The 14390-nt window shown below is 53.3% G+C and carries 9 protein-coding genes; 7 read left to right on the plus strand and 2 right to left on the minus strand.

Translation table 11 applies throughout. The features are described 5' to 3' along the window. The first annotated feature begins 36 nt into the window (after positions 1-36). From ACKPCT_RS05970 to hspQ, 4 genes are all read left to right on the plus strand, one after another. Complete coding sequence (locus ACKPCT_RS05970) at positions 37-1266, plus strand: FAD-dependent monooxygenase (protein ID WP_319568665.1); 1230 nt, start codon at positions 37-39, stop codon at positions 1264-1266. Positions 1267-1399: 133 nt separating this feature from the next. After that, complete coding sequence (locus ACKPCT_RS05975; RefSeq protein ID WP_175528089.1) at positions 1400-2272, plus strand: lysophospholipid acyltransferase family protein; 873 nt, start codon at positions 1400-1402, stop codon at positions 2270-2272. Between the two features lie 197 nt (positions 2273-2469). Next, positions 2470-3516, plus strand: coding sequence for an HpcH/HpaI aldolase/citrate lyase family protein (locus ACKPCT_RS05980; protein WP_319569390.1), 1047 nt, complete (start codon positions 2470-2472; stop codon positions 3514-3516). 275 nt (positions 3517-3791) lie between these two features. Continuing rightward, positions 3792-4115, plus strand: coding sequence for a heat shock protein HspQ (gene hspQ, locus ACKPCT_RS05985; RefSeq protein ID WP_090073811.1), 324 nt, complete (start codon positions 3792-3794; stop codon positions 4113-4115). Between the two features lie 88 nt (positions 4116-4203). Here the strand turns inward: hspQ and ACKPCT_RS05990 are convergent, their stop codons facing one another. Then, positions 4204-4845 carry an invasion associated locus B family protein gene (locus tag ACKPCT_RS05990; RefSeq protein ID WP_090073668.1) on the minus strand — a complete coding sequence of 214 codons (642 nt, stop codon included), beginning with the start codon at positions 4843-4845 and terminating at the stop codon, positions 4204-4206. A gap of 412 nt (positions 4846-5257) precedes the next feature. On the opposite strand from ACKPCT_RS05990, the gene ACKPCT_RS05995 reads away from it, so the two are divergent. The 3 genes from ACKPCT_RS05995 to ACKPCT_RS06005 all read left to right on the plus strand — a co-directional run bounded on the left by ACKPCT_RS05995 (position 5258) and on the right by ACKPCT_RS06005 (position 10355). Next, complete coding sequence (locus tag ACKPCT_RS05995; protein WP_319568666.1) at positions 5258-7093, plus strand: extracellular solute-binding protein; 1836 nt, start codon at positions 5258-5260, stop codon at positions 7091-7093. Between the two features lie 137 nt (positions 7094-7230). Beyond that, positions 7231-8937, plus strand: a complete 1707-nt coding sequence (locus ACKPCT_RS06000; RefSeq protein WP_319568667.1) for an AMP-binding protein — start codon at positions 7231-7233, stop codon at positions 8935-8937. A gap of 68 nt (positions 8938-9005) precedes the next feature. Further along, complete coding sequence (locus tag ACKPCT_RS06005) at positions 9006-10355, plus strand: diguanylate cyclase domain-containing protein (protein ID WP_319568668.1); 1350 nt, start codon at positions 9006-9008, stop codon at positions 10353-10355. 469 nt (positions 10356-10824) lie between these two features. Here ACKPCT_RS06005 and mfd read toward each other — a convergent pair whose 3' ends face one another. Then, positions 10825-14328, minus strand: coding sequence for a transcription-repair coupling factor (gene mfd / locus ACKPCT_RS06010; protein ID WP_319568669.1), 3504 nt, complete (start codon positions 14326-14328; stop codon positions 10825-10827). Positions 14329-14390: the final 62 nt, after the last annotated feature.

Genomic DNA, 14390 nt, shown 5'->3' on the forward strand with positions numbered 1-14390 from the left:
ATGATCCTGCGGAATCAGTCCGCAAAGGGAGCTGTCATGTCGCACGAAAGAAAAGTGGATGTTGCTGTGGTTGGAAGCGGGCCTGCAGGCCATGTTGCTGCCATCCAAATGGCAAAGCTCGGACTCTCTTGTGTTCTGATTGGCCCTGAGCATGGCGGTGAAGACGGGCGAACCACGGCCCTGCTTGGCAGCTCGGTGCCCTATCTTCAAAGTCTGGGACTTTGGGATGGCATTGCAGCGGAGGGGCAAGCCCTCAAGATCATGCGTCTCATTGACGATACCGGACGCCTTTTTAAGGCGCCGACAACGGAATTTGACAGCTCCGAGATCGATCTGGAGGCCTTTGGCTACAATATTGATAACAATCGCCTCGTTGCCACCTTGCATGCCGCTTTGGAAGTGCAGGATCAGGAGCGTGTTATTCAGGATAAGCAGCTCGCTCGCTCTGTTCGGTTGGAGAGCGATGGGGCCATGATCGAGATGGAGGATGGCTCTGTCTGGCAGGCACGGCTTGCCATTGCTGCGGACGGACGCAAGTCCATCGTGCGGGAGGCAGCCGGAGTGGAGATGCGCAAATGGGCCTACCCGCAGACCGCCATGGTGGTCAACCTGCATCATCCCTCAACACCGCACAACAATATCTCGACAGAGTTTCACACCAAGACAGGCCCCTTCACGCTGGTGCCCTATCGAGACGGCTTTACATCAAGTCTCGTGTGTGTGGTCAAGCCTGAAGACGCCGAACGCCTTAAGGGAATGGATCGGCATTTGTTGGCGCTTGAGCTGGAGCGACGATCCCATTCTATTTACGGCGCGTTTGAGGTCATCAGTGATCCGCAGAGCTTCCCGCTTTCCGGCATGGTGGCGAAACAGTTTTACGGTCCGCGTGCAGCGTTGATTGCAGAGAGCGCCCATGCCTTCCCGCCAATCGGGGCACAGGGGCTCAATCTCAGTCTGCGCGATATCTCCAGCTTGGCCGATGTCATTCGAGAAGATGGCGCAGGCGATCCCGGCGCAGATGATGTGGTGCAGACCTATGGTCAGCTGCGGCGCAGCGATATCTGGTCTCGCACAGCAGGAGTGCATATGCTCAATATGTCGCTCATCTCCGCCCTGCCCTTCGGGCAAGGAGCGCGCACGGCCGGTTTGGCACTTGCCAACATGGTTCCTTCCTTACGCAAGTTGATGATGAAAGCGGGACTGGATGCGCCAACGAAGATTGGTTGGACTGCTGACGCCATCAACAAGCGCGAGAAACATTCTTAGTTTTATCCGGCGTGGGCGCTTGGCTGGAACGCAAGCTTTCCACATTGTACATTGCGCTTTTGTGTCACTGAGCTACAAAGGGCCGATACCGAACCGTCCGGTGGGAATTAACAGAAGGCCGCAGGTATTTTGCATGAAGAAAGTCACGCTGGCTCATCGCATTGAATATGCATTGCTGATGTTTGTCATCTTTATCCTGCGATCGATGCCACTCTATGTGTCTTCCGGTTTCATGGGCTGGCTCTGGCGCTCAATCGCACCACGCCTTAGGCGACAGAAGCGGGCGATGGAGCATCTTCGGCTCGCCTTTCCAGAAAAATCCGACGACGAGCTCTATGCCATTACTCTTGCTATGTGGGAGAATCTCGGGCGGACCTTCGCCGAGGCCGTGCTGGCTGACAAAATCGCCAAACGCATGGACGAACTGGTCGAGCAGCCTGAGAATTACCGGCTGATCGTGGACGAGATCAAGCGATCCGGCGGCGTGATCGTCTCTCTGCATTCTGGCAACTGGGAACTGGGCGGCGCGATTTCTTCGCATAACGGGTTTGATTGCTCTGTCGTCATGCAGAAGCTCAAGAATCCTCTGGTTCATGACTATATGGTGCGAAAGCGCGCCGAAACCTTCAGTGGTGGCGTGTTTGTGAAAGGCGACCGTGCCGGTATGCGTGCGCTTACGTCAGTTTCTGGCGGAACGGCTGTGGCGATCATGGGCGATTTGCGCGATCGTCACGGGGCCACAATCGACTTTTTTGGCCGCCCTGCCCCGACCAACAGCTTTCCTGCCCGTCTGGCTCGCAAGAAAGGGGCTCCGCTTATTGCGTTGCGTATCAAACGCACCAGAGGCATTCACTTCAAGGTGCAGGCTGAAATCGTTCCGATGCCCCACAGTGACGCAGTTGAAGACGATATTCTGCAAGCGACCATCGCTGAACAGGCCCAGTTTGAGAGCTGGATCCGTGAAGCTCCGGACCAATGGATGTGGGCACATCGCCGCTGGGGCTAAGCGGGGCGAATTGCCTTGCTCGCGCACCCTACTCTGGCCCGTCAATACGCCATAGCTTCTACCTCTTCCGTATCTTCCCCTACAGTCTTATTGCGCTGCAGCAATTTTTGCGGTGCAAATAGGCGCGAGGATTGCGCTGCTCGATTTGGGCAAAATCGAGAGCTTCTTGCGGCAGCGCGCATAAGGGGAGAGAGATGATGAAAACGCCACGTGCATTTTACAAACCATTGGCCATTGGGGCGCCTGTTCCCTATCGCGACTTGCCGGTGAGAGTGGAGCGCATGATTCATTTCGTGCCGCCGCATATCGAGAAGATGCGCGCCAAGATTCCTGATCTTATCCAGACGGTTGATGTGATATTGGGCAATCTGGAAGATGCCATCCCGGCAGATATGAAAGAAGAAGCGCGAGCTGGTTTCATCCAGTTGGCAAAAGACAATGATTTTGGTTCTACCGGCCTTTGGACGCGCGTTAATTGCCTCAATTCCCCGTGGTTTCTGGACGATGTCATCGATATCGTTTCGCAAGTGGGCAACAAGCTTGATGTCATCATGCTGCCCAAGGTGGAAGGCGCTTGGGATATTCACTATCTCGATCAGCTCCTCGCGCAACTGGAGGCCAAGCACGGGGTTGAAAAGCCGATCCTGATTCACGCGATTTTGGAAACGGCAGAGGGTGTGGCCAATGTGGAATCCATTTGTGCCGCCTCCCCGCGTATGCATGGCATTTCCCTTGGGCCTGCGGACCTCGCCGCATCGCGTGGTATGAAAACGACTCGCGTGGGCGGTGGCCATCCGGGTTATCGGGTGCTTGGTGATGTAGAAGAAGGCACAGAGCGTGCTTTCTACCAGCAGGATCTATGGCACTACACCATGGCCAAGATGGTCGATGCCTGCATGACCTACGGTCTCAAGGCCTTTTATGGTCCCTTTGGGGATTTCTCCGATCCTGACGCTTGCGAGGCGCAATTCCGCAACAGCTTCCTTTTGGGCTGTATGGGAACATGGTCTCTGCACCCCTCACAGGTGAGCATTGCAAAGCGTGTTTTCAGTCCGGACGTAGATGAAGTCAAAATGGCCTTGCGTATTCTGGAAGCCATGCCAGATGGAACCGGAGCCGTAATGATCGACGGCAAAATGCAGGATGATGCCACTTGGAAACAAGCCAAGGTGATCGTCGATCTGGCAAAACAGGTGGCGGAGAAAGATCCGGAAATGGGCGCACTTTATGGTTTGTCCGGCTAGCTTTATGATCTCCGCTGCGGGCGTCTATTGGCACTGACAAGCGGATAAAATGCGTAAAAAGGCTCGGAATCGAGCAAATATTGGCCAGCCTCGTGTTGGCCTTTATTGACTTGGCTTGCCGAGTGTGATGAGTACAGTCCTTCACTTTTTAACGAGCTGATCAAAAGAATGTTCATAGCGTCTGCATCAAAATATATGCTAGGCTAAGGACAATGGCCTTTTGCGAGGCAACGTTAGGCAACTATAAGAAAATGGAGCCTGGTCTCATGGCGGAAATGAAAATAGCAAAATTTCAGATCGGTCAGATCGTGCGCCACCGGGTTTATTCTTTCCGTGGCGTCGTTTTCGACGTCGATCCCGAGTTTGACAATTCGGAAGAATGGTATGATTCCATTCCTGAAGATGTTCGCCCGCGTCGCGATCAGCCTTTCTATCATATCTTTGCGGAGAATGATGAGACGGAATATGTGGCCTATGTGTCCGAGCAGAATTTGCTCAAGGACAGTTCAGGTGAACCTATTCGGCATCCGCAGGTTCGGCAACTCTTCAAGGGCATGAAAGAAGGCATCTATCAGCCGGAAGATGATCTGGTAAATTAGACCGAAAGAGCCGATTCAAAATGTCGCAATAAAAACCGCGATCCGAAATGAACGGATCGCGGTTTTTATTTGTAAAGCCATGACTGGCCTATTCGGCCTTCTGCTTCTGATCAAGCAGCTTCTGGCGCTGTTCTTCAGCACGTTTGCGCAGCAGTTCCTGAAGCTTCTGCTGTTCTTCAGCGGTTTTCTTCAGATCGATCGGGTCGCCGTCATAGCTTGCAGTGAAGCCGCTCAGGGTTAGATCAAAGCGCACTGGCTGTGCTTGCTGGTTGAGCGCGGTGACAGAGATGGTTGCGCCCTTTTTCATCTGATCGACGAATGTGGCGTCAACAGCTACGTCAGAGAAGCATGCATTGGGGAAGCAGATGGAGAAGGTTCCCTTGATCTGCTTGCCTTTGTCGATCTGTATGGTCAGGCCGTGACGCAGCAGCATGCCCGGCGTGATAGCGATGACGAGCGCCTTGCGTTTGGCCCCTTCCAGCTCACGCAGCGAAATCGAAGCAAGAAACTGGCCGGTTTCAGCCTTCAGTTCCTGAGTGATCGCGCAGAGCTGCTTTTTGGTTTTCGCATCTTCGCTGCAGAATTTCATCCAATGCGGAGCATTGGCGTTGTTTGCTTGTGCTTGTGCCTGGGCGCTGTGCACGGGTGCAAGAAATGCGATCGCTGTGAGGGCCATGGTGGCCGACGCAACCGGCAAAATTCTTTTGAAAGCCCTGTCAAACATGACCATTAATAAAAATCCCGATTTTGTTCCGTTACTGCAGGAAGGCGAAGTTCCTGTTCTATATGTCGATCTGTGCGACACTCGATCGTTATGACTGATATTGAAATTGCAGATCTCGTCTTTGCTTTTCCCAGCATCTATGCCAAACGCGGCAAACGGTTGCAATTCAACAGCAGTCCTGAATCCAAAACTAGCCTCTTCATTCACAATGAATTGGGCAGAATAGTGACTATGCGCTATTTCTTCTACAAGCTGTCCGCACAAAATTCCAGAGGCAGAATCATGCTGCGGTGGTTTTCCCGCCTGTGTTAGATTGTTTGCAGAGACTGATTCAACTTATTTCCTCCGGTTCTCCGGTTTGCGACAAAGGACCCCTCATATGGTTTTGGGAGATATTCGCCAGCTATCGATGCAGAAAATGGCTTCGAAGAAGATGCTCTTTTCGGTGCTTGCCGCTTGCGCGTTGATGCTTTCTCCAATTGCAGCAAGCCAGACAAAGGCAGAGCCTGTTCACGGCATCGCCATGCATGGTCAGCCCAAATATGACAAGGATTTCGCCTATCTGGATTATGTCAATCCTAACGCAACCAAAGGCGGCAAGATCACATATGGGCTACAGGGCAGTTTTGACAGTCTCAACCCGTTCTTGCTTAAGGGCGTCGCTCCGCGCGGCCTTTGGGATGTGGACTATGGCCATAATGTCTATGAAGCATTGTTGGCGCGCAGTGACGATGAGGCCTTCTCGCTTTATGGCTTGATTGCCGAATGGGTCGATATGCCCGAAGATCGCTCTTCCATTACCTTCAAAATTCGTGATGAAGCACGCTTTTCGGATGGAACCCCCATCACGGTTGAAGATGTCAAATTCACGATCGATTTGCTGCGTGAGTATGGTCGCCCCGCCTACACAAGCCGAATCAAGCGTATTGCTGCGCTGGAAGAGCCGGGCGAAGGGCAAATCCGTTTTGTGTTTGAAAATGGCGAAGACCGAGAGTTGCCCCTGCTGATCGGTATGCTGCCAGTGTTACCCAAACATGCAATCGATCCGGAGAAATTCTCCAAGTCCGGTATGTATCAGTTTATCGGCTCCGGTCCTTATATGATCAATGAAGTGGATCCTGGCTCGAAGATTGTGCTCAAACGGAACCCTGATTACTGGGGCAAGGATTTGCCCATCAAGGTGGGAAAAGACAATTTCGATGAAATCCAGATCGAATATTATCGGGACGGCACAGCAATGTTCGAGGCCTTCAAGAAAGGCAAGTTTGATCTTCAGCCAGAGTCCGATCCTGCACGGTGGGCCGATCAATATGATTTCAATGCCGTAGAAAAGGGGGACGTCGAAAAAAAGGTCTTTCAGTCCAATCTACCTACCGGCATGTCGGCCTTTGTTTTCAATACGCGCAAACCCGTTTTTCAAAACCGCATTGTTCGGCGCACGCTGGCGACGCTATTTGATTTCGATTGGGTGAACAAGAATCTCTATCACGGCCTCTTCAAGCGTTCAGGCAGCTACTTCCAGAATTCCTCTCTTTCTGCGCTTGGTTTGCCGATGAATGATCGGGAAAAGGAATTGCTGGCTCCTTATCTGGATGAAATGGACCCCGATATTCTGGATGGCAGCTACGCCCCGGTTTCAGCTGCCAATAACAGCGAGATGCGCAAAGTGATGCGTAACGCCATGAAGGCGCTGGCCTCCCAAGGCTATGGGCTGAAGGATGGGGCCATGGTGAATCTGGCCACAGGTGCACCACTTGCTTTTGAATTTCTGTCTACTTCCAAAGAGGAAGAGCGCCTTGCGTTGGTCTATGCGCGTGTGCTGGAGCGATTGGGCATTAAGATGGAAATACGGACCGTCGATTCCGCGCAATATTGGGAGCGGCGCAAGACCATGGATTTCGACATGATGAAGATGTCCTGGAGCGCATCCCTTTCACCTGGGAATGAACAAATGTCCCGTTGGCATTCCTCCCAGAGAGATGTGGATGGGTGGTTTAATCAGGCCGGCGCTGATGACCCTGCCATTGATGCGATGATTGATGCTCTTCTCTCTGCGCGCAGTCAGGACGATTTTACGGCGGCCGTTCGAGCCTTTGACCGAACGCTGATCAACGGCTTTTATGGTGTTCCGCTCTTTCACAAGGGCGAGCAATGGGTTGGTTTATGGAAGAGGATTCGCTATCCGGAAACAGAGGCCAAGGGGCGTCCGTTGGCTGGATATCGTCCGACAACCTTCTGGTATGATGGGGAATAGCAGAAAAAAGCTGCTGTTTTTTGCAAGAAACAAGCAGAAACGGTAGTATAGCCCTCATAAAAGCTGTGTGGCAGATATCGGAATCAGCTACAATTTATTAAAACTGTTTGCGTGTCTAACATACCAAGAGGTCCAGAATGCTCCTCTCAACCCCTGAACAAATCGAAACCTATTCTTCATCAGGTCTGTGGGGGGAAGATCGCCTTGATTTGGTTTTTGCGCGGCACGCCGAGCAACGGCCGGATGATCTGGCACTGATAGATGATCAGGGTTTGCATTCGGTGAGCGGTCGAAGACCTCAATGCCTCTCTTTCATTCGCACATGGCGGCGTGTGGTTGCGCTCTGTGAGTTTCTCACTGGCATTGGCATGAAAGCCGATACGGTGGTTGCGATGCTCATTCCGCCTAGTGCCGACGCCGCTGTGCTGACACTGGTGGCGAGCCGCATGGGCATCATTCTGGCGCCAATCCCTCTCACAAGTGGCGAAGCGGATTTGCGCGAGAAGCTTGAACAGGTCGGTGCCAAGGCGATTGTGTGCTGCTCCCATTATGAAGAAGAAGCTGTGGCGGTGCGCGTGCGCAATGTGGCCGCCGAGATGTTTTCCATCCGCTTTGTTTTTTGCATCGGGGAGAATGCGCCTGAAGGTCTTATTGATCTTGGCGATATTCTGGATGGCGAGGACAATGTGGCCGAAGACGGATTGTTCGAGCATGGCAGCCAGATCAGCGCCAACAGCGTTTTGGCGATCCACTGGAGCTCTGCGGGGAGCGAACAGGCCATGCCGATTGGGCGCAGCCACAATCAGTTACTTGCCATTGCGCGCTATGTTCATGAACAAACGGATCTTAGTAGCGAGCATTGCTCTTTTGTGAGCCACCATTTGTCCGGGCTGATCGGCTTCGCTGTGGGAATGGTTGCGGCTCTTGATGTCGGGGCTCGACTTCAGTTCCACAATTTCCGGACGCTCGGGCGCTATATCAATGCATTGGCCGAGTTTGGCGGGCAGCATGTGGTGTTGCCTGGTGGCCTTTGGGAAGAGGCGCACGCACTCCTGCCGATGCAGGTGCGCGAGCAGCTTATCAGCATCATGCTGGTATGGAATCGTGTGCATGCAGAGCAAACCGTTTTTGCAGAGAATGAAACCGCAGCTCGCCTGATCGACCTGACCAACTTCAAGGATCTTGCCCTCTTCTCGCAAATCCGGCGTCATCCAAGTGAGGTAGGATCGGTGCCCTTGGGGGCAATCAATTCTCTGCATGATCCTTCGCGCGTCTGGATGGAAACCTTCCTTTACGGCATGGAAGAATCTCGCGCACAGACCGACAGCGCGATTGTCGGGGGTGAACTCTGCCTCAAGGGAGCCATGCTGCCTCATTGTGCCTTTCCGCTGGCCGGTGCTGTAGAAGGCAAGACACTGCGTGCGACGGAAGACGGTTTCATTCATACCGAAATTGGCTGTCATCTTGTAACCGAAGAACATGGCGATCAGCGTGCTCTGTTCCGCCCGCTTGGAGATTTGGGCGACGTGTTGGCCTTTGGTGGCTTTACCGAGCGTGGGACGGATCTTGATGCTCTTTATCGGGATTGTATCGTGGTCGCCGATGCGGCGGCATTTGTTGTACCTTCGGAGGAAAACAATCCTGCCCATTTGATGGCCGCGCTCGTGGTGGATGACAAGGAGACTGCGCGGGAAGAATTTTACGCCTATCTCAAGGAAAAACGCGTTTCCAGCATGAAATGGCCACGCGATATCATATTTGTCGAAGCTATTCCGCGCCAGACGAATGGCAGGGTCATGCGAGAAAGCCTGATCGAGGCCAGTCAGGTGGCCAACGTCGCATAATTCCGTTTTGCGCTATTTTTGAATGGCGTTTTTCTGTTCCTTTTCATATGAAGGCGTAAGTCAGCCGAATGGCCAAGCATGCACTCATTTTCACTTCTTCTGATCTTGGCCTTGATACTCCAGCTTGGGCAGATGTTCTCATTCAAGTCAATTTTGCGGTCTGGTCTCATTATGTCCATTCGGATGAAGATCTGGACAAGGTCTCGCAAGAAGCCGGCATCCTGCTGCTGGATCTGTTCGACGTAAAGAGCGAGGATGTGCCCTCTTTGGTCGCCCGAGCCGATGCCTTGCGCAAGCAGTTCGGCTTTGCTGATGCGCGGGTGCCGATGGTGGCCATCGCCGATACATCCATCAGTCTCACCGAAGAACAGATGAAACCCTTCGCTGATGTGCTCAAACCGCCGTTGACGCAGGATCTGATCGCCAATCGTCTGACATCTCTTATGCGCCTGGCAACCATGCGCCGGGAGGCCGAGAGACGGTCGCTGACTTTCAAGCGGTTTGGCGTGGGCTTGCCTGTGGTGCCGCCGCCTAAGGATCTCGATAAGCAAAGCCTGCTTTATCTTGGGGCTGGAGCGGCTTTCCTGCCGGTTCAGCTGGCATTGCCCGAGACGGTGGAAACGGTGGCTGCCCTCACGCCTTCCATGGCTTTGCATTATCTGGAAATGAAGCCATTTGATGCGCTCGTCGTGGAGCTTTGCGACTATAATGAGCATCTCGTCGAATTTATCTCCGAACTTCGGCGCAATCCCAACTATTTCTCATTCCCGATTATTCTGGTCTGCCACAAGCGGGCTGTTCAGGATGGATTGGCAGGTCTTGCGGCCGGGGCTACGGATATTGTCTCTTTCCCCTTCTCCGAACGCTTCTTTGAGAACCGTATAGATATTCTCGTGCGGGAAGAGCGCTATCGGCGCCAATTGCGCAAGATCTTCTCTGAAGCTCGATTGCTGATGCCGACCGATGAAGTGACACGGCTCTATTCAGAGGAGTTTCTCAAATCTCATCTGGATGTGTTGCGGGAGGAAGACGCCGGAGCTTCGGTGACTTTCGTTGGTTTTGATATCACGTTCGATTTAGTGCATGAAAAAAGAGGCGGCGAGAGTCTGCCCCCTGCTCTGCTGGCCAAGGTCAGTCGGCTTATTGCCTCCCTGATGCGGGCCGAAGACATGCTGGCCCGTCTTGATAATGGCTCAGTGGTTGCCTTTTTTCCGGATACGGATCTGTTTGAAGCCCGCATGGCGTTGCAGCGCATTCGCTCGATTGTTCAGCTCAGCCCGTTTGTGGAGCATAGTTCGACGCGGGCGGTCTATGTCACGCTGGACTTCTCTTTGCACTATTGCGATACGCGCAGCCCGGATTTCGATGTCGACAAGATCCTCAAGGATCTGTTTGAAAATCCTGTTGTGCGATTTTGAATATTTTGATGCAATTAAAATATACTATGTGCAATGAGATCTGTTGCCTATTTGGTCAATTCTAACCTTTTGAATAGTCAAATTAAGCCACCTTTTCCCAACTGACATGCAATTGTCAGTACCTGCAAGATAACACGCTAAAAATGCACAGCCACCAAAGGTAATTGTCGCTGCTCCTGCGTCATGTTCACTTTTGTATACTTCTTCAGCGCCGTACATGCATGTTGCAAGTGCGATATGAGTCCCTGGGTACTCGGCAAGAAGCTGCACGATTTCATCTCCAACTCTGTCACTCATTTCTTGCAATTTAGGGCAACTGATAGTTTGTGCAAATATGGGGGGCGAAATTACGAAAAGAAATAACGTACTAATGAAAATAACTCGAATATTTTTTGAAAACATCTGAAGTACCCTATAAAATTGAAATATTTAAAAAGATACTTTTGATTGTATTTTTGTATTTTGAAACTTATGTGACAGATTGTGCCAGCTTGGCCAGTTGCGTCATGATCACGGCCGTGCCCTTGAGGCGGTCGCTGGCAGAGTTCCAGCTGCGGGCCAAAAAGATCTTCTGATCAGGCCGGAGTTTGGCAAGGCTTCCCTGCTCGGTAATATATTGAACCAGCCCCGCAGGGTTTGCGAACTCGTTGTTGCGGAAAGCAAGCACGGCGCCTTTGGGGCCTGCATCGATCTTCTCGACATTGGCCTTGCGGCAGAGCCCTTTGATATAGACGATCTTGAGCAGATGTTTGACCTCTTCGGGCTGAGGGCCGAACCGGTCTGTCAGCTCGGAACCGAATTCATCAATCTCGTCAGCTTCCACCAGATCGGCCAGACGGCGATAGAGATTGAGCCGGAGTTGTAGATCATGCACATAACTGTCCGGAATGAGAACCGGAGTGCCAATGGAAATCTGCGGTGACCATTTGTCTTCCATGATGGTCAAATCACCGGAACGCAGGGATGCCACGGCTTCTTCCAGCATCTGCTGATATAGCTCGTAGCCGACTTCCTTGACATGGCCGGATTGTTCTTCGCCCAACAGGTTGCCTGCACCGCGTATATCGAGATCGTGGCTGGCAAGCTGGAAGCCTGCGCCCAAGGTATCGAGGCTTTGCAGAACCTTGAGGCGTCGCTCTGCGGTTGGCGTGAGGGTCTTTTTAGCGGGAACAGTAAAGAGCGCATAGGCACGGGTTTTGGAACGCCCTACCCGCCCACGCAGCTGGTAAAGCTGGGAAAGACCGAACATATCGGCACGATGCACGATCAGGGTGTTGGCCGTTGGAACGTCAATGCCCGATTCCACGATGGTGGTAGAGAGCAACACATCGAACTTGCCGTCATAGAAGGCTGTCATAATGTCATCGAGTTGACCGGCGGGCATCTGTCCATGGGCAACAGCAACCTTGACTTCAGGCACCTGCTCTTCAAGGAAGGTGTGGACTTGAGCAATGTCGGACACGCGCGGACAGACATAGAAACTCTGGCCGCCGCGATAGCGCTCACGCAACAGGGCTTCACGGATGGTGAGCTTGTCAAAGGGTGAGATAAAGGTGCGTACGGCAAGCCGGTCTACCGGCGGCGTTGCGATCAACGACAATTCGCGGACGCCCGTAAGCGCCAATTGCAGGGTCCTCGGGATCGGTGTCGCGGACAGGGTCAATACGTGCACATCCGCGCGCAGTTCTTTCAGGCGCTCCTTGTGTTTGACGCCAAAATGCTGTTCCTCGTCAATGATCAGCAGCCCGAGATCTCGGAAATCGACGGATTTGCCAAGCAACGCATGGGTGCCAACGACGATATCGACAGAACCGTCCTTGAGGCCTCTTTTCGTCTCATTGAGCTTTTTGGTGGTGACCAGGCGGGAGGCCTGTTCGATGACCAGCGGGAAACCGGCGAAGCGATCCACGAAATTCTTGTAATGCTGACGCGCAAGCAAGGTGGTCGGCACGACCACCGCGACCTGACGGCCGTTCATCGCCGCGATAAAGGCCGCGCGCAGTGCGACCTCGGTTTTGCCAAAGCCCACGTCACCGCAAATGAGGCGATCCATCGGACGGCCGGAGCCCATATCGTCGAAGACCTGCTCGATGGCATTGAACTGGTCTTCGGTCTCGTCAAACGGGAAGCGAGCGACAAATTCGTCATACAGCCCTTCCGGCGGCGTGATGCGTTCGGCCTTGCGCAATTCACGTTCGGCAGCGACCTTGATCAACTGATCCGCCATCATGCGGATCCGTTCTTTCATCTTGGATTTACGTGCCTGCCAGGCAACGCCGCCCAGCTTGTCCAGCTGCGCTTCGGTGTCTTCGGAGCCGTATCGCGAGAGCAGTTCGATATTCTCGACCGGCAGGAAGAGCTTGTCGCCGCCAGCATAGTGGATTTCCAGACAATCATGCGGTGCGCCCGCTGCATCGACGGTCTGAAGGCCCATAAAACGCCCAATACCATGCTCGATGTGAACAACGATGTCGCCTTCGGTCAGGCTGGCAGCTTCGGTCAGAACGTCAGAGCTTTTCTTGCGGCGGCGCTTGGACCGGACAAGGCGGTCGCCCAGAATGTCCTGTTCGCCAATCACCACATCCTTGTCGGTTTCAAAACCGCTTTCTAGCTCAAGGACCGTCAGGCCGACCTGATTGGGTTTGATGACCTGTCGCGCTTGCCATGTCTCGAAGGGAACAAGGCCCCGCATCTCATGGTCTGTCAGCACCTGATGCATGCGCTCGGCTGAACCCGGGGTCCAGCAGGCGATGGTGACGCGTTTTTTATTCTCCTTGACGGTCTTGATATGCTCGATGACCGCGTCGAACACGTTGACATTCTCTGCGCTGCGCTCGGCAGCAAAGGTGCGTCCCTGCTTGCCGCCCATATTGACGACTGTTTCAACGCCGGTTTCGGGCACATCAAAGGGGGAAAGCCTTACGCGCTTCTGGGAGCCAAGAATGCCCGACCAGCCTTCGCGATCCAGATAGAGCAGATGAGGCTCAACCGGCTTATAGGGCACGCCCTGATCTAACCCGCTATCAAGGGTTTCGCGGCGGGCGGCATAATGATCCTGAATAACATCCAGCCGCTCGGTGATGGCATCATCGCTGAGTGGATCGAGGATCACCGGCGCATCATCGGTAAAATCGAACAGCGTTTGCAGATCTTCATTGAAATAGGGCAACCAATGCTCGATGCCTTGATAGCGATGGCCGTTTGAAATGGCTTGATAGAGCAGATCGTCGCGTGTGGTTGCGCCGAAATTGGATGTATAGCGCCGCCGGAAATTGGAAATGGCGTCTTCGGTGAGAACCACTTCTGACGCTGAGACAAGATCAATACCGCGCAGTTGGCCGACTGTGCGCTGGGTATGTTGATCGAACTTGCGGATGCTTTCCAGCGTATCGCCAAAGAAGTCCAGTCTGACCGGCTCCTCTGCTCCGGGCACGAAAAGATCGACAATACCGCCTCTTACAGCATATTCGCCATGTTCGCGCACAGTCGGAGTGCGCAGAAAGCCGTTTGTCTCCAGCCATACTATGAGGTCGTCCATGTCGACCGAATTGCCCGGCTTGGCAGACCAGCTCTGCTTTTTGACCGACTCTTTGCTCGGCACGCGCTGGAGCATGGCATTGACGGAGGTCAGCAGGATGACGGGGGCATCAAAGATATTGTAGGCAAGCCGCGACAGCGCGGTCATGCGACGGGCTGAAATTTCGGCATTGGGCGACACCCTGTCATAGGGCACGCAATCCCATGCCGGAAAAGACAGGCAGGTGAGCTTGGGCGAAAAGAATTTGAGCGCCTGCTCCATGGAGGCCATGCGTCGGTCATCGCGCGCAATATAGACGGCGGCGATTTTCTTGCTCTTGTCTGCCTTCAGGTGGGCTTCAGCCACTTCGGCAACGGCCAATCCCTCCAGTCCATCAGGCACATGGCTGACGTGGAGCATCATGGAAGAGGCTAGGGATTTGGCAATTGTGGACATGGCGGAGAAACAGCAAGGAGGTTGGTGCTACAAGACGGGAAAAGGCTCTATAGCACGAATAG

The organism is Cohaesibacter marisflavi (assembly GCF_963665895.2).
Lineage (GTDB): Bacteria > Pseudomonadota > Alphaproteobacteria > Rhizobiales > Cohaesibacteraceae > Cohaesibacter > Cohaesibacter marisflavi.

Coding starts and splice junctions, on each gene's coding strand:
- ACKPCT_RS05970 (WP_319568665.1), top strand. CDS start 37: ATGTCGCACGAAAGAAAAGTGGATGTTGCTGTGGTTGGAAGCGGGCCT.
- ACKPCT_RS05975 (WP_175528089.1), top strand. CDS start 1,400: ATGAAGAAAGTCACGCTGGCTCATCGCATTGAATATGCATTGCTGATG.
- ACKPCT_RS05980 (WP_319569390.1), top strand. CDS start 2,470: ATGAAAACGCCACGTGCATTTTACAAACCATTGGCCATTGGGGCGCCT.
- hspQ (WP_090073811.1), top strand. CDS start 3,792: ATGAAAATAGCAAAATTTCAGATCGGTCAGATCGTGCGCCACCGGGTT.
- ACKPCT_RS05990 (WP_090073668.1), bottom strand. CDS start 4,845: ATGGTCATGTTTGACAGGGCTTTCAAAAGAATTTTGCCGGTTGCGTCG.
- ACKPCT_RS05995 (WP_319568666.1), top strand. CDS start 5,258: ATGGCTTCGAAGAAGATGCTCTTTTCGGTGCTTGCCGCTTGCGCGTTG.
- ACKPCT_RS06000 (WP_319568667.1), top strand. CDS start 7,231: ATGCTCCTCTCAACCCCTGAACAAATCGAAACCTATTCTTCATCAGGT.
- ACKPCT_RS06005 (WP_319568668.1), top strand. CDS start 9,006: ATGGCCAAGCATGCACTCATTTTCACTTCTTCTGATCTTGGCCTTGAT.
- mfd (WP_319568669.1), bottom strand. CDS start 14,328: ATGTCCACAATTGCCAAATCCCTAGCCTCTTCCATGATGCTCCACGTC.